The organism is Flavobacterium flabelliforme (genome assembly GCF_017948675.1).
Taxonomy (GTDB): Bacteria; Bacteroidota; Bacteroidia; order Flavobacteriales; family Flavobacteriaceae; genus Flavobacterium; species Flavobacterium pygoscelis.
Genome location: NZ_JAGFBU010000001.1, coordinates 1055938 through 1077602 on the forward strand (window position 1 = coordinate 1055938; position 21665 = coordinate 1077602).

The following is a 21665-nucleotide window of genomic DNA, read 5'->3' on the forward strand; positions in this document are numbered from 1 at the left end:
ATTTTATAATTTATTTCTCTCCTACTACAATAGAAGCTTGTCCTAGACCTTTAGTCATTAATTTAGCCTCAATTTTGTACGTATCTTTTAAGTGCTTTTGAAGTCCTTTAGCCCAAGCTCTAGCATCGATAGCTTTACCACTTGCATCAAAAAGTGGAATTCGAACTTGCTCAAATAACATCATATTTTCAGTAGCATCTGTCGTGCTAAAACGTCCTTTTACGGTATTTTTTTGAACCCAATTTTCTATTTGCGTTCCCAATTCTTCTCCTGCATATTCCGTTTCAAAGTCATTTGGAAAAGCATCAAACTTTTTAATTCTCAAAGATATTTCTCTACCATTGGCAAATAAATCATCAAAATGACTCATTAATTGCACGTTGAAATTATCAATGTGTGACAACACAGCTGTCTCTAACATTACTGGCAACGTAGAACCTATTAATTCTTGTCCCGTACCAGATGCTCCAGCAACTTGTTTGTCTGTGTAAGAATCTAATCCTTGAATATTAAATGTTACCGACTGTTTTGGTCCCATTTGATTTACATTCCAAAATATCTGCATTACGATATCCGCTTTTGCAACTTTTTTTAATTTATCAATTGGGCTTTCAACAATATTTGAACCTGTTTTTTTACTGGTAAGCATTGCGTCTTCAGCCGCTTCTCCGTCTAAAGATTTTAAAACTGATTCTAAGTTTTTTAAAGGAAATCCTCTCGACGCCATCAACTCATTGATTTTACTTATTACAATAAGTAATGCGGCATTTTCTTGTAATGCTCTCTTGTAATCTGGTACTTGTACATAAGTTCCTTGATTATCAAAATCGAGCATATATCCTCTTTGATTACACCAAACATCGCTAGGAACCACCATAATTGTTGGTTTTTTTGCTTGTGCGTTCACAGTTAGTACTGCGTTTAAAAATATTATTGTAATTAAAAGTATTTTTTTCATCATTATACGATTGTCATTATTATAAAATATAGATTGCTTTATTAAAGGGTATTAATTTTCAAACTAAAATCCACTAGATAGTGATTTAATAACACCGGCTTTCTCTAAATCTTTTCTCAGATTCGTAATATTTACCGCTACAATTACTCCAATTTTATATTCTTTACCCATTTTCATTCTGTCTTCAGCAGCAACAGCACCATCATTTGATAGAGAAACATATTTCATATAATCCCCACCATCTTTGAAAAACGGTTTAAAGAAATCTGCTTTTTCATCTTCTAAATTCAAACTATTCGCCAAAGGGCTTTGTCCTGGAACACCTGAAATTCCGGTAAAACCTTTAAAAATGATTCCATGAATTGCATTTTTTTTCGCTTGGTCAATAGCAACATCTGGTTTTTTAGAATACGACCAAACTTTAATTAGATAAGTACCTTGAACGCCAGTTTGCACAGCTTCAATTTCGTATCTCCAAGCAGCAGTATCTTTATCTGCTTTTCTTTGTTGCGCTACACTTAAAGTAGAAAAGGAAACTACTAAAAATAGAGTGATAATAAATTTGATATTTTTCATTAGAAATGATTTAAAATTAACATAATTGAAAAAATCAAATAGAACTGTTTGAAAACCTTTAAACAGTTCTATTTGAATTCTGATTTTTAATAAAACTTAATTAATTTGTCTGATTAGCATTCCAGAGTAGAATTTTCCTCCTCCTTCAAACAAAGTAGCTTCTAATTCTTTTTTAGCCCCTTTGTTGTCTTCGTCTAAAAGACCAGCATTATATCTATTATCCCAAATATTATTTTTATCAACTTTTATAGTACCTTTCTTTTTGTACTCAATAATTCCCGTTTTAGGATCCATATTAGCTTCAAGCACCTCAAATTTTTCACCACCTTCTAATCCTTCTTTCATTCCTATTTTTGCACTTAAAGGACTAGCAGCATACAACGGAACTTTAGTTTTAAAAACATCATATTTCTTCTGTAATTTGGCATAAACATTATCAACGTTTCTCGTCACTGCTAAATCAATAATTTGATTTTCAGTTCTTTTTTCTGAAAGAGAAAAAGTAACTAAACTTGTGGCACTTTCGGAACCGATAAACTCTAATTGAAACAAGTCTGTAGTATCAAAATTTTTCTTTTTTGCTGCAGCGTTTGGTTCTTTAGCATCACTTAACCAATAATCTTGATAAAAAGTATTACTCGTAACATCGTCCCATTTTAATTTATATAAAAAAGAAGTAGTCCAAACCGAATATCCTTCTTTTGCAACATCATACGCTTTATCTGCAACAGCAACTGCTTTGTTACGCAACATAGCAACGCTAATTTTATCTGCAGCTGCATAAGCAGCAACTTTTGCGGCTCTAGCTACTGGTTCATTTTCGTAAAATTTCATTTTTGAAACTACAACAAATGTGTTATTAAGTAATTCTAAACCTGCAGTTTGCAATAATGCTTTCCCCTCAGCCGAAGCAGCTGCCGTTTTAACATCTGTAAATGAAGCACTAAGAAGTCCTCTTTCGCTAATTAAATCGATATCAAAAGTACCATTGGCTTTTCTGTTAAACCATTTGGCAACCATTTTATTCGCAATTTTATTCGTTTTTAAATAATTTGCAACTACATCCATCATTTCTTTCTCAGAGGCATCGTCTTTTGCAGCACCAAATTTTTTAGGATCAAAAGATTTCTCTCCAATATTATGATTGTCATATTTATCAGGAAATGGTGCGCTGTAATATGCTTTTATAACTGCTTCTTTTTTTGGAAAATTCTCAGATTCTATTAAAATAGTATGCAAAGAACTTCTGCGATATTTAATATCTTTTAAATCTTTATTGGATTGGGCAAAATTGTTAAAACTGAACAATACCAAAACTAGTAAAACCACATTTTTAAGTTTCATAAAATTTATTTGATTCTTACTCTTTTGGATTTTCAGTTACTCCCCGTTTTTTCTGTGTTTTCTGGACTACACTTTTTAAAATATGAATTGTAAGAAATACCTATAATCAGTATAAAGCCTAATTAATTGATATTTGTTGTGTTAAATAAAATTATTAAGAATTTATTTAGAAAACAAAATTAGGAATTAGTTTGTTAAAAAAAAGAAAATGAACGAAAAATAATATAATTTGGGTATTTATGGATTGTTAAAAGTGCTGTTGATTAACAAATCAAAAATGTAAATACTTTTTAAATAGTGGTTTAAGATTGCACTTGAAAAATTATATGCAACAAATAGAGTCATCAAAATAAGTGATTCCACTTTTAATCAAAAAATACTATCTTTACACATTAATCGTTTTAAGAACTTAAGTTGTGCCAGTCACAACACTATATATAAAATTATGGCATGTACAAGTTGTTCAACTTCTGATGGTGGTGCACCAAAGGGTTGTAAAAATAATGGGACTTGCGGCACCGACAGCTGCAACAAATTAACTGTTTTCGATTGGCTTTCTAATATGAGTTTACCTAACGGAGAGGCTCCTTTTGACTGTGTTGAAGTACGTTTTAAAAATGGAAGAAAAGAGTTTTATCGCAATACAGAGAAATTAACGTTGAGTATTGGCGATATTGTTGCCACAGTTGCTTCGCCAGGACATGACATAGGAATTGTAACCTTGACAGGCGAATTAGTAAAAATTCAAATGAAGAAAAAAGGAGTTAATCATTTAAGTAATGATGTTCCTAAAATATACAGAAAAGCATCACAGAAAGACATTGACATTTGGTCCGTTGCGCGTGATAAAGAAGAACCGATGAAGGTGAGAGCTCGTGAATTGGCGATTGCTCAAAAATTAGAAATGAAAATCTCAGATATTGAATTTCAAGGAGATGGATCAAAAGCTACTTTTTACTACACCGCAAATGATCGAATTGATTTTAGAGCATTAATTAAAGATTTTGCTAAAGAATTCAGCACTAGAATAGAAATGAAACAAGTAGGTTTTCGTCAGGAAGCAGCTCGTTTAGGAGGAATTGGCTCTTGTGGAAGAGAATTGTGTTGCTCTACTTGGTTAACCGATTTTAGAAGTGTAAATACCTCTGCAGCGCGTTACCAACAATTATCGTTAAACCCACAAAAATTAGCGGGCCAATGCGGAAAATTAAAATGTTGTTTAAATTATGAGTTAGACACTTATATGGACGCATTGAAAGATTTTCCAGATTTTGAAACTAGACTTGTTACAGAAAAAGGCGATGCTATTTGTCAAAAACAAGATATTTTCAAGGGTTTAATGTGGTTTGCTTACACTAATAATTTTGCTAATTGGCATGTTTTAAAAATAGACCAAGTCAAAGAAATAGTTGCTGAAAACAAATTAAAAAATAAAGTTTCTTCATTAGAGGATTTTGCAATTGAAATAGTTGTTGAGGTGGAGAAAAATTTCAACAATGCTATGGGCCAAGAAAGTTTAACGCGTTTTGACCAACCTAAAGCAAAGAAAAAACCCAATAAAAAACGCAAAGTTGTAGGTGAAAATACTATTGTAGCTAATAACAAAAAACCGGCAAACAATACAAAACCAAACAATAATAAACCCGCAAACAATAACCGACCTGCTCCTGCTTCTGCAGAAAAAAAACCAGCAGAGCCAAGAAAACCTATAATTATTACTAAAAATGTGGATAAAAAATAGCGCTTTAATTCTTTTGGGTTCCATTCTTCTTTTTTCATGTGATAAAAAAAGAGTCTATGATGAATACAAATCTGTTGGAAATGCATGGGATAAGGACAGTATTGTAACTTTTAATTTACCAGAATTAGATTCAACAAAAAGATATAATTTATTTGTTAATTTAAGAGCAAACAATGACTATAAGTTCAACAATTTATTTCTAATTGTATCTCTAGAATTACCCAATGGTTTTACAAAAGTAGATACTTTAGAATACCAAATGGCTGATCCTGACGGAACATTATTGGGCAACGGTTTTTCGGATATTAAAGAAAGTAAACTTTTTTATAAAGAAAACGTAAGGTTTCGTTCCAAATACAAAGTACACATCAAACAAGCGGTTAGAGAGAACGGAAAAGTTCCAGGTGTTAAGGATTTAGATGGAATTACAGAAGTTGGTTTTAGAATTGAAAAAAAAGAATAATATAGTATTATGGCTATCAAAAAAAGCAGCAACTCAGCAAAAGGTAATGTAAAAGACATTGCGTATTATCAAAAGCAATTTTGGAAAATATTTTTAATAGGATTAGGAAGCGTCGCTTTGTTTTTCTTATTTGCTTCTTGGGGAATTTTTGGATCGATGCCTTCCTTTGAAGATTTAGAAAATCCAGACTCTAATTTGGCCACCGAGATAATCTCATCCGATGGCGTAGTAATTGGTAAATATTTTCAAAAAAACAGATCCCAGTTAAAATATTCTGACCTCCCTAAAAACCTAGTTCAAGCTCTAGTAGCAACTGAAGATGCTCGTTTTTATGACCATTCCGGAATTGACGGAAGAGGAACTTTGAGAGCTATTTCTAGTTTAGGAACAAGCGGTGGAGCGAGTACATTGACTCAACAACTTGCCAAACAATTGTTTCATGGAGAAGGTTCTAAATTTTTACCTTTTAGAATTGTCCAAAAAATAAAAGAGTGGATTATTGCCATCCGATTAGAGAGACAATACACAAAAAATGAAATTATTGCCATGTATTGTAACGTATATGATTTTGGAAACAATTCAGTAGGTGTTAGCTCCGCAGCCAAAACCTATTTTTCAAAAGAGCCTAAAGACTTAACAATTGACGAATCGGCTATATTGGTGGGAATGTTTAAAAATTCTGGTCTTTATAACCCAATACGCAATCCACAAGGTGTAAAAAATCGTAGAAACGTGGTGCTTTTGCAAATGGAAAAAGGAGATATCATTACTGAAGCTCAAAAAGAAAAATTACAAAGTTTACCCATTAAATTAAACTTTAAATTAGAAACACATAAAGAAGGGACCGCTACTTATTTTAGAGAATATCTAAGAGATTATATGAAGAAATGGACCGAAAAGAATAAAAAATCAGATGGTTCTGACTATGACATCTACAAAGATGGATTAAAAATATATACTACAATAGATTCTAGAATGCAATTGCATGCAGAAGAAGCTGTCTCTGCGCATATGGCAAACCTACAACAAGAATTTTTTAAACAATCAAAGGATAACAAAAACGCTCCTTTTGTTAATATCTCTGCTGCAGAGACACAAAAAATACTAAATCAAGCCATGAAATCATCCAATAGATGGGCAGTAATGAAGTCTATGGATAAAAGCGAGGAAGAAATAATAAAATCTTTTAGTGAAAAAACGAAAATGACGGTCTTTTCTTGGAAAGGGGAAAGAGATACAATAATGACACCATTAGATTCTATTCGTTATTACAAACATTTTCTTCAATCTGGACTAATGGCAATGGAACCTCAAACTGGTAATATAAAAGCTTGGGTGGGTGGTATTAATTATAAATATTTTCAATACGATCACGTAGGTCAAGGGGCAAGACAAGTAGGTTCTACTTTTAAACCCTTTGTTTACGCTACTGCAATTGAACAATTGAACATGTCCCCTTGCGACTCAATCATTGATGGTCCATTTATTATTCGCAAAGGACGCCATCATGTCACTGAGGATTGGGAACCAAGAAATTCAGACAACAGGTACCGCGGAATGGTAACTTTAAAAAGAGGTTTGGCCAACTCTATCAATACAGTATCAGCCAAATTAATGGACAAAGTAGGTCCAGAAGCAGTTGTAGATTTGACACACAAATTAGGAGTAAAATCTGAAATACCTTTACAACCATCCATTGCGCTTGGAGCCGTTGAGATAACAGTTGAAGATATGGTTGCTGCATACAGTACTTTTGCTAATCAAGGAGTGTATATGAAACCACAATTTATATCTAAAATTGAGGATAAAAGTGGCGTTATCATCTACGAGCCAATACCAGAATCACATGATGTTTTAAATAAAGATATTGCTTATGCAGTTATCAAATTATTAGAAGGTGTTACAGAAGGTGGCTCTGGAGATCGCTTGCGTACTACTGGTGGCGGAAGTGGTGACAATCGTTGGACAGGATATCCTTACCAATTTAAAAACCCTATTGCCGGGAAAACAGGAACCACGCAAAATCAATCTGATGGTTGGTTTATGGGAATGGTACCCAATCTAGTAACAGGAGTTTGGGTAGGTTGTGAAGATCGTTCTGCCCGTTTTAAAAGCATCACTTACGGACAAGGTGCAACAGCAGCATTACCCGTTTGGGGCTATTTTATGAAATTGTGTTATGCTGACCCTGAGCTAAAAGTTTCTAAAGCAGCTTTTGAAAGACCAGCAAATCTATCTATTAAAGTAGATTGCTATACCGCTAAAAAAGAAGTAGATTCAACTGATGTTGAACACGATACTAACGAATTTGAATTATAACGTTTTAGCTAAAAGCAAGTAGCTTATTTTTAATTAGAACAAAATATATAGCAATTTATCTTATGATCAATAAAAAAGTAAATAACGTTCAGGAAGCACTTCAAGGAATTGAAAACGGAATGACTATAATGTTAGGCGGTTTCGGATTGTGTGGTATTCCAGAAAATAGTATCGCTGAATTAGTAAAAAAAGAAACAAGCGAGTTAACGTGTATTTCAAACAATGCAGGTGTTGATGATTTTGGACTTGGATTGCTTTTGCACAAGCGTCAAATAAAAAAGATGATTTCTTCATATGTAGGAGAAAATGCTGAGTTTGAACGTCAGATGCTTTCTGGAGAATTGGATGTCGAATTAACTCCACAAGGAACCTTAGCCGAAAAATGTCGTGCTGCCCAAGCTGGAATCCCCGCTTTTTTTACTCCTGCAGGTTTTGGAACAGAAGTAGCCGAAGGGAAAGAAACACGCGAATTCAACGGAAAAATGCACGTAATGGAAATGGCTTTCAAAGCTGATTTTGCTATTGTAAAAGCTTGGAAAGGTGACGAAGCTGGAAATCTTATTTTTAAAGGAACAGCTAGAAATTTTAATTCTTGTATGGCTGGTGCGGGTAAGATTACTATTGCCGAAGTAGAAGAATTATTACCGGTTGGTTCATTAGATCCTAATGAAATACACATTCCTGGAATCTTAGTTCAACGCATCTTTAAAGGAGAAAAATTCGAAAAAAGAATTGAGCAACGTACCGTAAGAATTAGAAAATAAGAAAAGGAGTGAATTAGATAATAAAAATCAATTATCTAATTTTCAAATTCACTAATTACACATCAAAAACATGGCTTTAGATAAAATAGATATTGCAAAAAGAATAGCAAAAGAAGTTAAAGATCGTTATTACGTGAACTTAGGAATCGGAATTCCTACGCTTGTAGCTAATTATGTTCCTGAAGGAATAAACGTTGAGTTTCAAAGTGAAAATGGTGTTTTAGGAATGGGACCATTCCCTTTTGAAGGCGAAGAAGATGCTGACATTATCAATGCTGGGAAACAAACGATCACCACTTTGCCTGGAGCAAGTTTTTTTGATTCCGCTTTTAGTTTTGGAATGATTCGCAGCCAAAAAGTAGATTTAACTATTCTTGGTGCTATGGAAGTAGCTGAAAATGGAGATATAGCCAACTGGAAAATCCCAGGGAAAATGGTAAAAGGAATGGGTGGCGCAATGGATTTAGTAGCTTCTGCCGAAAATATCATTGTAGCTATGATGCACGTAAATAAAGCGGGCGAATCAAAAATACTTAAAAGATGTACTTTGCCATTAACCGGCGTAGGTTGCGTTAAAAAAGTAGTAACTGAGTTAGCAGTTCTAGAAGTTACTCCAAAAGGATTTAAGCTCTTAGAACGTGCGCCAGGTGTTTCTGTAGAACATATCATAGCTTCTACTGAAGCAGAATTAATTATTGAAGGTGAAATTCCGGAAATGATTATCGATTAAATAAAACTCATTAAAATTAAAAGAGTCGGAATTTCTTTATTAGAAATTCCGACTCTTTTTTTATATCAATAATTTAAAGTTAACTTAATTTTTTAAGCTAAGTGTTATAAAGATCAAAATAATGATAACTATAAAGCCTAAGGTAGAATTATCATCTTTGATCACCTCATCCATAGATTTACTACCCCTATAATAAATCCATTTAAAGCTATTACCAACAAAATGAGCTATCAGTTTACTAAACAATCGCATATTAAGATTTTAAAAAAACCAAGTAGCTACAAAAATGGCAGTAATCACACAAATCACATCTACAAGAAGCATTGTTCCTAAAGCATAACGTGTATTTTTGATGTTTACGGAACCAAAATAGACTGCAATTACATAAAAGGTACTTTCGGCACTACACTGAAAAATACTACTTAACCTAGCTGTTAAGGAATCTGCTCCAAATGTATTCATAGAATCGATCAAAAATCCTCTTGAACCAGCAGAACTAAACGGACGCAATAGAGCAACTGGCAAAGCATCTGTAATCTGCTTATTTACTCCCATATTCGAAAAGAAAAAAGCAATACCATCACTAATAATTTCAAACAAACCACTATTTCTAAATAACGAAATAGCAACTAACATCCCTAAAACATAAGGAAAAATAGTAACTCCAGTTTTCACACCATTATTAGCTCCTACTACAAAAGCGTCATAAACCGTAGTGTCTGCTTCAGCAAACTTTTTCTCATTGATAAATGAAAAAATTAAAGTAAAAGCAATAATACCCACTAAAATTAAAGCGGAAAGATTAGAAGTGAAATAATTTTTTCCAACTAAATCTAAGTGGCTTACATACATTAATAAACCAACGATTCCAGCGATCAAAGCCATTAAAACCGCAACCAAAGAAGCACTTTTGAAATTGATTTTTTGCTTAATTCCTACCAGTAAAAAAGCAGCAATTGTACCAATAAAAGAAGTAATAATACAAGGTAACATAACATCAGCAGGATTACTAGCATTTGCAGCAGCACGGTATCCAATAATTGAAGTTGCTATCAAAGTAAGTCCAGAGGCATGCAAACACATGAACATAATTTGGGCATCACTCGCTTTGTCTTTATCAGGGTTTATCTCTTGCAAACTTTCCATTGCCTTTAATCCAAATGGAGTTGCAGCAGAATCTAAGCCTAAGAAATTGGCAGCAAAGTTCAGCGTCATATACGATATTGAAGGGTGATTTTTAGGAATACTCGGAAATACTTTTACAAAAACGGGACTCAAAGCTTTGGCTAATTTTCCGGAGGCACCAGAAATAATTAATAGTTCCATCAATCCGCAGAAAAACGCTAAATAAGCAATCAATGGAATAATTAAATCGAGTAAAGTACTTTTACACGTAGGCAATAATCCATCGGATTTCTGAACGCCGCTATAAATTTTTACGGTTTTATTTTTAAAAACATAAGTGGTATCTGCGTTGTTCGTATCGACATCTACGATCAAGGTTTGATCTGGAGCCTTCATGATACTGTCTTTGATGAAAGCAGGAAGTTGTTCTATGTACTTTTCCGACACTAGAATTGGATCATCTTTTTTGCCATTCAAAACATAATCAATAGTATAAGTATTTCCGATAAATAAACTAAAAACAACAAAAATAATTGATGAAATAAATATAACCAACCAAAATCTACTTAATACCATAATCTATAATTTTTGTAAATGTAATCAATCAATAACAATTGGCTGCATAGCTTTTAAACATGAATAATTTCTTCGTCGATAAGCAAATCCTCGCGTCGTAATCTTAAGAAAACTTGTGCTACCGCAATAGTGTCTTTTTCGCAATAGGTTACAATTCTATCAATATCTTTATCCACATAGAAAACATGACCTACTTGACTCCCATCGATATCCCCTTTTGGAGATGGAATTCCTAGAATTTTAGTTAGCAATTTAAGGGAAGTATAATGTTTATAATCACCAAATTTCCACAATTCTAAGGTGTCTAAATGTGGAATTTCCCAAGGTTTTTTCCCAAATAGATTCAGTTTACTCGGAATGGCAATTTGATTGATGATCATGCGACGTGCCAAAAAAGGAATATCAAACTCTTTGGCATTATGACCGCATAAAACGTGTTGGGGTTGATTGAAGTGATTGTTAAGTAAATTGTTAAAATCTAATAATAATTTCTTTTCATCACCAAAGAAAGAAGTCACTCTAAAATTACGAATATCTCCTTTGATGGTAAAATAACCCACCGAAATACAAACAATTTTACCAAACTCAGCCCAAATTCCAGCTCGGTTATAAAAATCTTCGGCTGTAAACTCATCTTTTCTCTGGTATTGCGTTTTCTGTTCCCACAGCTCTTTCATTTCAAAATCCAAACCATTAAAATCTTCGGCTTCGGGAACCGTTTCGATGTCAAGAAATAGAATATTATTGAGGTTTATTTTTTCAATCATCTTTTCATATTTGACCACAAATTACACAAATTTTCATAAACTAAAACAAGTAAAAATACTGATAAGTGAATAAAATATTACATTTGATCGAAAAGGCTTTGTTGATTAGTTGGGTTTTCGTGTTCTAACAACCATTTTTTGCGCCACAAACCACCGGCATATCCCGTTAAGGAACCATCTGATCCAATAACTCGGTGACAGGGAACGACAATCCAAAGCGGATTTTTTCCATTGGCAGAAGCCACAGCGCGAATAGCTTTAACATCACCCAAAATTTTTGACTGTTCTAAATAGCTTCTCGTTATACCATAAGGAATCTGCAATAATCCTTTCCAGACTTTTTGTTGAAAATCGGTTCCTTTTGGATTTAATTTAAAATCAAAATCAGTTCTAATTCCCTCAAAATATTCGTTTAATTGATTTACAGCATTTTGCAATTCAGTTGGAATCGTAACTGAAATCGTTCCTTGATCTTGAACAGAAATAGAGGAAACTCCATTTTCATCTCCTATTATTTCTGCAATTCCCAACGGAGTTTTTATATAGGTGGTTTGATTCATAAAAAAACAATATTAATACATTACAACATTCTTACCATCCACCGCCTCCGCCGCCTCCGCCTCCGCCGCCAGAACTTCCACCTCCAGAACTTCCACTGCTTGAACTTGTAGCTGTTGCATTATAAGTGTGATGAAAATTAACTAATAAACTGGTAGAATACATGCCATTAGCATTTGAATTCTTTAACCAATTACAATTGTATTTTAATTCTTTTAGAACGAGATTAAATTTTTGATTCCATTCTTCTTGTATCCCTAAAGCAAATGCATAAGGAAGGTTTTCTTCATAACTATTTATAACGTCTAAAGTTGAAGTTACGTCGAAATTTAAAAGTTCATTTTTTAAATTTTCTGTCTCATGTTGCATTTTAATTCCCCAAGGGGTGTACCTAGTAATTAAACGTAAATAAATACTAAAACCCGTTATGATCAAAAAAAGAACCAAGGCGTTTAAAATTGAATAATCTTTGTCTACATTGTAAGCAAAGAATGAGGCATAGCAAAATACGGTTGGAAAAATAGCAAAAAAAGCAACAACTAAAGCAGTTCTAAATTCCTTTTTTGTTATTAATTTTAGAAATTCCTTTATAGATATAAAACTTAAAACCAAACAAATAAATCCAAAAATTGGCCAACCCAAAATTGTATTCTTTACATAATAACAATATCCAAAAAGAGTGATTGTTGTAATGATAAAACCCAATACAATTTGTTCTCCGTTAAATTGAAAGTAATTCTTTAAATTAATTTGGCTCTTTAATGACTCTTCCAACTCTTTTTCCGCAACTTCAAAAGTCAAATAACTTTTAGAATTTATAACGAAAGTCTCATTTTCTATAAAAATATTTTCGAGAACACTATTTTCCTCTGGTGTGATAGCAGCTAAGGCTGTTTTTTTCTTTAAAAAATATTCAAATCCATCTTGCCAGTTTTCTTTTCCATTAGTCTGAATTTGAATTGCTCCTTTGATAGAAAGACTAATTATTGTTGTTAAAAGCGTTGTACTATTTGAGGATCTTTCTTTAATGTATTGTAAAATTGTAGCAGAATATTTGCTCTTCAAATCAATTTCTTCATTCTTATCAGTATATAAAGCGTCTTGACCATAGGTTTTCCAAGAAAAATAATAAAACAAGAAACAAATTACAACAGCAAATAGGCCTGTAGCTATTTTTTGTGGCGATAAAAACTCTTCCATTTTAAAATGCGGCAAAAATGCGGATTGATGAACAATTCCTTTTGGAAATCCAACTGCAATAGTAAAACCTTCTCCCTCTTTTAAGTCTTTAGATTTAAAATAAACCGAGTTATTCTTTATCTCTGAATTACAATCACTATCGGTAGAACCAAGAATTCCTGTATAACAATGCGTTTGAAGAACAGTAGCAGTTTTAGGCAAAATTACTGTTGCAGAAATAGCACTTATGCTAAAATGCCAAAAGTTTCCAGTAACATTCCAATAAACCTCATCAAAATCAGTATAGGAATGAATTTGTGCCTCTACCGCATACGTTATTGTGTAGGTATATATTCCTTCCTTTAGTGAAACATCCTTATCACCTATATAAATAATGAATTTTTCATCATTTACAAGGGTATGAAAAGGCTCTTTTGAACCATTTTTGGAGATATTTATAACTGTATAAAAATTATTTCTAGAAACTTTAGAGGAGTAGTTCTTCATAGGAAGTTCTCTAAATATACCATGATCAACCTGCAGGTTTGCAGCAACTACCTTTATGGTCTCAGTTACTATTAAATTCCCATTTTCTTGAACTACAATATCTGCGTGAAATTGACTTATTTTTTCGATTTCATTTTCCACTTCTAAGTTTAAAGATTCTTCTTGCCCATAGGTTTTGTAAAAAGAACAGAAAAAAAAAACTAATGAAAAATATAATTTGGAATGGCTTCATTATAAAAAGTAATTTAGAACTCAATGGTTAGAATAGTTTTAAAAAACTTCTAAAACAGAAAGATTGATTGTAAAGAAAACAAAAAAAACCACAAGAATTTCTAGTTCTTGTGGTTTGCTTTTATTTCTAAATTTTTATTAGCAACTAAAATTACTTTAAACTTGAATACACATAAGCTTCCAGTCCAGCTAATTCTTCATCAGACATCGCTTTTGTAATGGTAAAATTAGCTTTCATCACTTCGTATTGACTAGGATCTACAATTGGCTCTCCTTCTCCTTTTAAAAAGGTTACCATATTTGCATTTTTATCTTTGTAAATCTGTGCTATATCTTTAAGACTTGGTCCAACTAATTTCTTATCCATTAAATGACAAGTAACGCAATTCCCTTTTCCTTTAAAAATTTCTGCTCCTAAATCCTCTGGAGTTTGAACAACTTCTTCGGTTTTAACGGGATACAAAGGTTCTTTTTTTTCTTCTTCTTTTTTGCAAGAGGCGAAAGCTAAAACAGCAAATAACAATAAGGTATTTTTCATAATGATTTATTTAATTACAGTTATTTAAAATTCAAGTAGGTACCAATCAATAAAAGATTGGCTGTATTTGACTCTATATCAAATATACTAAAAATATTCACAAATACCTTAATTTGAAATCTTTGACCTTATTCCTTTTTTAAAAGTATAGCAGCTTCTTTAGCAAAATAAGTCGAAATTAAACTTGCTCCAGCTCTTTTAATACACATTAATTGCTCCATCATAATTTTGTCATGATCCAACCAACCTCTTTCAGCTGCTGCTTTGATCATCGCATATTCACCCGAAACATGAAAAACAGTAACTGGTACATTTACGGCATTCTTAACTTCTCTCACGATATCTAAATAAGCAATTCCTGGTTTTACCATAACCATATCAGCACCTTCCTCAACGTCCCACAGAGCTTCTTTTATCGCTTCTAAACGGTTTGAATAGTCCATTTGATACGTTTTTTTATCTTTTGGAACAACTACGTCAGATTCTCGTGGCGCACTGTCTAAAGCGTCTCTAAATGGTCCGTAAAAAGCCGAAGCATATTTAGCGGAATAACTCATAATACCTACATTTTGAAATCCTGCAGCATCCAATCCTTGACGCAAACGCAATACACGTCCGTCCATCATATCTGATGGAGCCACAAAATCAGCTCCAGCTTGTGCATGAGAAACAGCCATTTTTACTAATGCTTCATTAGTGGAGTCATTTTCAATATCACCATTGGCAATGATTCCATCATGTCCATAAATAGAATAGGGATCTAATGCCACATCGGGCATCACAATCATTTCCGGACAAGCGGCTTTAATTTCTTTGATGGCACGTTGCATTAATCCATCCGGATTCCATGCTTCTTTACCAGTATTGTCTTTTAAGCTTTCATCCACTTTTACGTAGATGTTTACCGCACGAATTCCTAAATCGAATAATTCTTTAACTTCTAACACAGTTAAATCTACGGAACGACGAAAAATTCCAGGCATTGACGAAATTTCTACTTTGTAATTTTCACCTTCTGCGATGAACATTGGAAACATAAAATCGCTTGGACTTAATGTGGTTTCGCGCACTAAAGAACGAATGGATTCGTTGACGCGTAATCTTCTACCTCTTTGTAATGGGAACATAATTATTTATGATTTAGCTCCATAGGAGCGATATATTTATAGTTATATTGGTGTTTCTTATGAGCTCCATAGGAGCGGCATCTTTTCAGTAATTTTTTATTATTTAAAAATATATTCGTCTCTGTATTCTATTTCAAATGCTTTTAAAAAATCAATATATTCTTCTTTAAATGTTTTTGTCTTGTGATGTTGTTCTTGATTTTGAATATAATTGATAACGTTAATTAATTGCGAATGGCTGTATGAAAATGCTCCAAACCCAGTTTGCCAATCAAATTTACCATTTATCCATTTTTTTTCGTTAATAAATCGTGATGAATTAGCTTTTATATCTCTAACCAAATCAGACAAAGCTTTGTTAGGCTTTAATCCAATTAAAATATGAATATGGTCGGGCATTCCATTAATAACAATTAACTTTTGACCTTCATTAGTAACAATTCCTGTTATATATTTAAACAACTCGTCTTTCCATTTGTTGGAGATCAAATTTTGTCTGCCTTTGACAGCAAATACAATTTGAATATATAATTGCGAATATGTATTTACCATTATTACTATAAATTCAATTATTATAAATATAACGCTCCTATGGAGCTTCCTGAATTCAAATCACTTTCTTCTATAGTTATGTCGCTCTTACAGAGCTATCCACTCTTTTGGATTTTCTAATACTTGTATTAATTTTTCTTCTTCGCTTCCTGGTTCTGGATGATGATCGTAAACCCATTGCACCTGCGGTGGCAAACTCATCAAGATACTCTCGATTCTTCCGTTGGTTTTCAAACCAAATAAAGTGCCTTTATCGTGTACTAAATTGAACTCTACATAACGACCACGACGAATTTCTTGCCAAGTTTTCTGAGTTGCTGAATACGGCAAATTTTTTCTTTTTTCTACAATTGGAACATAAGCTTCTAGAAAACTATTCCCCACTTCTGAAACAAATTGGAACCAATTTTCCATTTTCATTTCCTCTGTCTCTTTGCAGTAATCAAAAAATAAGCCTCCAATTCCGCGCGCTTCAAAACGGTGTGCATTCCAGAAATAAGCATCACATTGCTTTTTATATTTTGGATAAAAATCTTGATTGTGTTTATCACAAGCCGTTTTACAAGTCTGATGAAAATGCGTTGCATCTTCTTCAAATAAGTAATAAGGCGTAAGATCTTGTCCGCCACCAAACCAACTGTTGATTACATTTCCAGCATCATCGTACATTTCGAAATAGCGCCAGTTTGCGTGAACTGTTGGTACCATTGGACTTTTAGGATGAATCACTAAGCTTAATCCGCAAGCAAAAAAATCGGCTTCACCTACATTAAAAAGTTTTTGCATACTATCCGGTAATTTTCCATGAACCGCAGAAATATTAACTCCGCCTTTTTCAAAAACTTTTCCGTTTTCTATTACACGAGTTCTTCCTCCACCGCCTTCTGGTCGTTCCCAAACATCTTCTCTAAATTTAGCTTCACCATCCACTGCTTCTATACCTGCTACGATTTGATCTTGCAAGTTTTGTATGTATGCGTAAAATTTATTTTTCATTTGTCAATTCGTATAATTCCATGTCTAATGGAGTTTCATTGATTGGAGTAAACTCATTTTTTAATATTTTCTGCCAAATAAAACCATTGTTTAAAGCCACTTTTACACTTCCTAAATTTGTTTTATGCGCGATAATCTGAAGTGTTTTCAAGTTTAATTCCTCAAAAGCGTAATTAGAAATTACTTGAACCGCTTTAGTTGTCAATCGTTTTCCTGCCAGATTACCTCCAATACAGTAGGCTAATTCGCCCACTCTGTTTATCCAATCTATCTTTTTAATAATAATCAAACCTACGATCATTCCAGTATCTGCTGCTCTAATAGCAAAAGTGAAATTAGTTCTCGCTTGAATTTCACAATTTTTTATTTCAATGTATTGTTTTGTCTTTTCAAGTGTTGCATTACTCGAAAGCGTAACCGGAAAGAAAACTTCCAGTCTTTCTTTATTTTCAATCATAAACTGATGCAGTTGAACGGCATCAACTTGTTTTAAGGTATCAAGTAAGAAGTTTTCTGTAATTATCATTGGTTACAAATTGGCTTTTGCCAAAGCTATTTTATTAAAAATTCCAAACGAAAAGGTTTTACTCTCCGATTGAACTTGCTCGTAAATGGCAATTGCTTTTGCTGTTAATTCAAACGGATTGTCTTTTGAAAAAGCAATTAAAAAATCGGCAAATTGTTCTTGCTGAATAAAATCTAAATGCAATTTGCGCAACAATTCGATTAATTCATTTTGATCCATGTCAATCAAAACCTGCGTGGATAATCCGAAATCCTTTAAATTTTCATCCATAAGACTCGTGTCATCAAGATTCCAAAACTTTGGTACAAAAACAAAAGAAAGCAAAGTCTTTAGTACATTGTCTATTCGTTGGCTTTCCTTATCTCTTAATCCTTTGTTTAGCATTTCTACACTATTTTACTCTTATGCAATGTTTTAGAACCTTATTAGAATAATTTGCAAACTTCAATCCTCTCTTAAATACCTACAAGGTTAAAAAAAACCTTGTAGGATATCCAACATTCTTATATTCTAGATTTGTTACCTTTTAAAAAACTTAAAGAAAATCAGAATCTATTCAAAAGTATATTTTTCAGTCAACAAATCATTTTTTTGATTGTGAAAAAAAATGAAATTCTCTATTTCTCCAAACAAATTCAAAACCTCTTCTCTTTCTAATTTCGTTTCTTTTTGAGATAAAAAGGATTGATATGAAGAGTATTTATACTCTTCAAACTTTAAATCCAAATGATGCTTTGGGTTTAAATGTACGTAAACAATTAATTGCTTTAAATACTGTTCATCTTCCAGTCTAATTCTCTTGAAATGTTTTTCAAAAAGACTTCCTGTCCTATCATTTTCTTTGTTAATTGATTTAGCATAAGAATTAAAAAAATTAGAAAAAGCCTGCGTTACCTCTTTTCCATTATCATTTAATCTAACTATCAAATGATAATGATTATCCATTAAACAATAGCCAAATATTGAAATCTTGTCCTCGAGATACTTACCCAATTGTCTTAGAAAGAAATTTTTATTTTCTTCATTAAAAAAAATAATTCCCCCATTTATACCTCTGTTATAAATGTGATAATAATTATCTTTTTCTAAAACTTCTAGCTCCACTATTCACATTATTTTAAGTTTCCTGCAAAGTTTCCAAAACCTTATAGGTATGATTTATAAATGATAGTATTCAAGTATACCTACAAGGTTAAAAAAAACCTTGCAGGATTGAAAACTTAATTAACTTACTACAACTTTTAATTTCCTGCAAGGTTTACAAAACCTTGTAGGTATGATTTATAAATAATAGTATTCAAAAGACACCTATAAGGTTAAAAAAAACCTTGCAGGATTTCAAACTCAAATCATTATGCATAAGCAGAATCAAATTGTTTAACTTATTTCCATTTTAATTTCCTGCAAGGTTTCCAAAACCTTGTAGGTATGATTTATAAATAATAATATTCAAAAGACACCTACAAGGTTAAAAAAAACCTTGCAGGATTGAAAACTTAATTAACTTACTTCAACTTTTAATTTCCTGCAAGGTTTACAAAACCTTGTAGGTATGATTTATAAATAATAGTATTCAAATATACCTACAAGGTTAAAAAAAACCTTGTAGGATAAATGGATTTACTGGTTGTATTCTTTTACTGCATCGATAAACGCTTTTGCGTTATCAACAGGAATATTTGGTAAAATTCCGTGACCTAAGTTCACGATATATTTATCTTTACCGAATTCGTCAATCATTTCGTGTACCATTTTCTTGATCACTGGAATTGGAGACAATAATCGTGATGGATCAAAATTACCTTGTAAAGTGATGTTTCCACCGGATAAATAACGTGCGTTTCTTGGAGAACAAGTCCAGTCTACTCCTAATGCAGAAGCTCTACTTTTTCCCATTTCGCCAAGAGCGAACCAACATCCTTTTCCGAAAACAATCACCGGTGCGTCATCAGCTAAAGCTTCAACAATTTGGTTGATGTATTTCCATGAAAATTCTTGGTAGTCAACAGGAGATAACATTCCACCCCAAGAGTCAAAAACTTGAACGGCATTTACTCCCGCTTTTACTTTTTCTTTTAGGTATAAAATAGTGGTATCGGTGATTTTTTGTAATAAAACATGCGCTGCTTCTGGATACTGAAAACAAAATCCTTTTGCTTTATCAAAACTTTTAGAACCTTGTCCTTCAACCGCATAACACATAATAGTCCACGGTGAACCTGCAAAACCGATCAATGGAACCTCATCATTCAACATTTCCTTAGTCAATTTGATCGCATCCATTACATATCCTAACGTTTCTTGAATATCCGGAACGATAACGCGTTCTACATCTTGAATCGTACGAATTGGATTTGGTACAAAAGGACCAAAATTTTCTTTCATAATCACTTCAAGTCCCATTGCTTGAGGCACAACCAAAATATCTGAAAATAAAATAGCAGCATCTGGAGCTATTCTACGAATAGGTTGCACGGTAATTTCGGCAGCGATTTCTGGAGTTCTACAACGAGTAAAGAAATCGTATTTATCACGCAGTGCAATAAATTCTGGCAAATACCTTCCTGCCTGGCGCATCATCCAAACTGGCGGACGTTGTACTGTTTCTCCTTTTAGTGCTCTTAAAAATAGGTCGTTCTTAATCATAATTTTATTGTCTTAAAGCGTTTTCATTATTTTGTGTTGTTCCTAAGCTAATCTTACGAACAGAATTTATCTATATTCTGCTATTACTTCTTCAATCACATCCTCAATTGTGGGTTGAGGCGCAACAATTACATTTTTTGTAATTCCTTCTAATGCGCTGGAAGTTGTTGTTCCAATGCAAAAACAAGTTTCATTTTTAATAGTATTCTCTTTTAAATAACTTTCAATTCCAGAAGGGCTAAAGAATAAAATGGCTTCTACCGGTGTTTTTATTTTTTCAGGTGTCAATGTAGTTTCGTAAACTTGAATTTCATTGAACTTAATTTTGGCCTCTTTCAAAGCTTTTGGCAAAGTCTCTCTTCTTAAGTTTCCACTAAAAAAAGTATAGCTTTCACTTGAATAAATCAAAGTGATTATTTCGGCAAGATCTTCGGCATAACCAGTATAGGCTATTACATTGAAACCGCTTTCGGAAAGCATAATTTTTGTCTTTAATCCCACACAAAAGACATTCTTTGTTTTTAAATCCTCAGATTTTGGATCTAATAAGAAACTTTGAACCGCATTTTGACTAGTGAAAATTAAATTATCATTTATCTCACTTAGTTGAAAAGGCTGACTCTGGGTTTTAATAAAATCAACTTCAATAACATTGAAATTAGCCTTTATTAATGCTTGTTTTTGCTCGTGCAAAAGTATTTTTGTAGATAGTATCTGAATCATTATTAACTTCTTATTTGGTATTCTTCTTGTCCTAAACAGTAGGTTTCTATATCTTTATTATAACCATAAACGACTAAAATATCATTTTCTAATATTACGGTTTGTGGCGATGGGCGACCGATTGACTCTTTTATGATCGATTTTTTTCCTATTAGATTTTTCTTTTCACGTTTGCGAATAATCGTAATCAAAGTTAAGCGATATTTATCGATACTATCTAAAGCAGCCAATGTTTTACCATAGAATTCGGGTTTGGCTTTTACTTCAGAAATAGTATAATTATCATCTAATTGATAATTTTCTAAAGTGGATTTAAAATTAATTTGCTTGGTTAGTCTATCGGCAGATTCTTGTTCTGGATGCACAATGCTATGAATTCCCATTGCTTCAAGAACCGTATCGTGAATCGGTGACAACGCTCTACTGATAATCTTTACATCACTTAATTTTTTAATAATAGCCGTAGTAATAATGGCCGCTCCTTCATTTTCTCCAATGGCAACTACTACTTTGTCAGCATCTTTTAAGGGCAATGCTTCATAGGATAATTCATTGGTAGAATCCATAGCAATGGCATGCGAAATTTTATCCTTTACTAAATTGACTTTTTCTATATTTTTGTCAACACCAATGACTTCATTTCCAGTTTCTGTCAGGCTAATTGCCAGCGACATCCCGAAGTTTCCTAAACCAAATACGATTATTTTCATCTGAGTAAG

At 32.8% G+C, this 21665-nt stretch carries 22 protein-coding genes; 5 read left to right on the forward strand and 17 right to left on the reverse strand.

The window, feature by feature from the left end; all coding sequences use genetic code 11:
• Positions 1 to 10: 10 nt before the first annotated feature.
• The 3 genes from J3S90_RS04650 to J3S90_RS04660 form a co-directional block, all read right to left on the reverse strand.
• Positions 11 to 958 (reverse strand): DUF6175 family protein, encoded by a 948-nt coding sequence (locus J3S90_RS04650; RefSeq protein ID WP_188049203.1) that lies wholly within the window; start codon positions 956 to 958, stop codon positions 11 to 13.
• A gap of 63 nt (positions 959 to 1021) precedes the next feature.
• The gene (locus J3S90_RS04655) at positions 1022 to 1534 is read right to left on the reverse strand and encodes a hypothetical protein (protein ID WP_210645054.1); all 513 of its coding nucleotides are present in this window, start codon (positions 1532 to 1534) and stop codon (positions 1022 to 1024) included.
• A 96-nt stretch (positions 1535 to 1630) separates the two neighbouring features.
• Positions 1631 to 2878: a hypothetical protein gene (locus J3S90_RS04660; RefSeq protein WP_210645056.1), complete on the reverse strand. Its 1248-nt coding sequence runs from the start codon at positions 2876 to 2878 to the stop codon at positions 1631 to 1633.
• A gap of 445 nt (positions 2879 to 3323) precedes the next feature.
• On the opposite strand from J3S90_RS04660, the gene J3S90_RS04665 reads away from it, so the two are divergent.
• The 5 genes from J3S90_RS04665 (at position 3324) to J3S90_RS04685 (ending at position 8895) form a co-directional block, all read left to right on the forward strand.
• The gene (locus tag J3S90_RS04665; protein WP_188049206.1) at positions 3324 to 4619 is read left to right on the forward strand and encodes a PSP1 domain-containing protein; all 1296 of its coding nucleotides are present in this window, start codon (positions 3324 to 3326) and stop codon (positions 4617 to 4619) included.
• Positions 4603 to 5082, forward strand: coding sequence for a gliding motility lipoprotein GldH (locus J3S90_RS04670; RefSeq protein WP_188049207.1), 480 nt, complete (start codon positions 4603 to 4605; stop codon positions 5080 to 5082). The genes J3S90_RS04665 and J3S90_RS04670 overlap by 17 nt, the downstream gene beginning before the upstream one ends.
• A 9-nt stretch (positions 5083 to 5091) precedes the next feature.
• Entirely contained in the window at positions 5092 to 7401 is a 2310-nt protein-coding gene (locus J3S90_RS04675) for a penicillin-binding protein 1A (RefSeq protein WP_210645057.1), read from the forward strand.
• A 62-nt stretch (positions 7402 to 7463) separates the two neighbouring features.
• Positions 7464 to 8165 (forward strand): CoA transferase subunit A, encoded by a 702-nt coding sequence (locus J3S90_RS04680; RefSeq protein WP_188049209.1) that lies wholly within the window; start codon positions 7464 to 7466, stop codon positions 8163 to 8165.
• Between the two features lie 70 nt (positions 8166 to 8235).
• The gene (locus J3S90_RS04685) at positions 8236 to 8895 is read left to right on the forward strand and encodes a CoA transferase subunit B (protein ID WP_188049210.1); all 660 of its coding nucleotides are present in this window, start codon (positions 8236 to 8238) and stop codon (positions 8893 to 8895) included.
• Between the two features lie 261 nt (positions 8896 to 9156).
• Here the strand turns inward: J3S90_RS04685 and J3S90_RS04690 are convergent, their stop codons facing one another.
• From J3S90_RS04690 to J3S90_RS04755, 14 genes are all read right to left on the reverse strand, one after another.
• Positions 9157 to 10596 (reverse strand): nucleoside recognition domain-containing protein, encoded by a 1440-nt coding sequence (locus J3S90_RS04690; protein WP_188049211.1) that lies wholly within the window; start codon positions 10594 to 10596, stop codon positions 9157 to 9159.
• Between the two features lie 53 nt (positions 10597 to 10649).
• Complete coding sequence (locus J3S90_RS04695; protein WP_210645060.1) at positions 10650 to 11363, reverse strand: 3'-5' exonuclease; 714 nt, start codon at positions 11361 to 11363, stop codon at positions 10650 to 10652.
• A 77-nt stretch (positions 11364 to 11440) separates the two neighbouring features.
• Positions 11441 to 11923: a methylated-DNA--[protein]-cysteine S-methyltransferase gene (locus tag J3S90_RS04700; protein WP_210645062.1), complete on the reverse strand. Its 483-nt coding sequence runs from the start codon at positions 11921 to 11923 to the stop codon at positions 11441 to 11443.
• A gap of 31 nt (positions 11924 to 11954) precedes the next feature.
• Positions 11955 to 13748, reverse strand: a complete 1794-nt coding sequence (locus J3S90_RS04705; protein ID WP_210645064.1) for a DUF2207 domain-containing protein — start codon at positions 13746 to 13748, stop codon at positions 11955 to 11957.
• Between the two features lie 241 nt (positions 13749 to 13989).
• Entirely contained in the window at positions 13990 to 14376 is a 387-nt protein-coding gene (locus tag J3S90_RS04710; protein ID WP_210645066.1) for a c-type cytochrome, read from the reverse strand.
• A 128-nt stretch (positions 14377 to 14504) separates the two neighbouring features.
• Positions 14505 to 15503, reverse strand: a complete 999-nt coding sequence (gene hemB / locus J3S90_RS04715; RefSeq protein WP_210645069.1) for a porphobilinogen synthase — start codon at positions 15501 to 15503, stop codon at positions 14505 to 14507.
• Positions 15504 to 15602: 99 nt separating this feature from the next.
• The gene (gene tnpA / locus J3S90_RS04720; RefSeq protein WP_210645071.1) at positions 15603 to 16055 is read right to left on the reverse strand and encodes an IS200/IS605 family transposase; all 453 of its coding nucleotides are present in this window, start codon (positions 16053 to 16055) and stop codon (positions 15603 to 15605) included.
• A gap of 87 nt (positions 16056 to 16142) precedes the next feature.
• A complete protein-coding gene (hemF, locus tag J3S90_RS04725; protein WP_210645073.1) occupies positions 16143 to 17051 on the reverse strand; it encodes an oxygen-dependent coproporphyrinogen oxidase in 909 nt (302 codons plus the stop codon).
• A complete protein-coding gene (locus tag J3S90_RS04730) occupies positions 17041 to 17577 on the reverse strand; it encodes a GNAT family N-acetyltransferase (RefSeq protein WP_210645075.1) in 537 nt (178 codons plus the stop codon). The genes hemF and J3S90_RS04730 overlap by 11 nt, the downstream gene beginning before the upstream one ends.
• 3 nt (positions 17578 to 17580) lie before the next feature.
• Positions 17581 to 17961, reverse strand: a complete 381-nt coding sequence (locus J3S90_RS04735) for a hypothetical protein (protein ID WP_188049219.1) — start codon at positions 17959 to 17961, stop codon at positions 17581 to 17583.
• Between the two features lie 168 nt (positions 17962 to 18129).
• A complete protein-coding gene (locus tag J3S90_RS04740; protein ID WP_188049220.1) occupies positions 18130 to 18681 on the reverse strand; it encodes a transposase in 552 nt (183 codons plus the stop codon).
• Positions 18682 to 19197: 516 nt separating this feature from the next.
• A complete protein-coding gene (gene hemE / locus J3S90_RS04745) occupies positions 19198 to 20223 on the reverse strand; it encodes a uroporphyrinogen decarboxylase (RefSeq protein WP_210645077.1) in 1026 nt (341 codons plus the stop codon).
• Between the two features lie 66 nt (positions 20224 to 20289).
• On the reverse strand, positions 20290 to 20946 hold the full coding sequence (locus tag J3S90_RS04750) for a uroporphyrinogen-III synthase (RefSeq protein WP_210645079.1): 657 nt from the start codon (positions 20944 to 20946) through the stop codon (positions 20290 to 20292).
• A gap of 2 nt (positions 20947 to 20948) precedes the next feature.
• Positions 20949 to 21656, reverse strand: a complete 708-nt coding sequence (locus tag J3S90_RS04755; protein ID WP_188049223.1) for a potassium channel family protein — start codon at positions 21654 to 21656, stop codon at positions 20949 to 20951.
• Positions 21657 to 21665 lie beyond the last annotated feature (9 nt).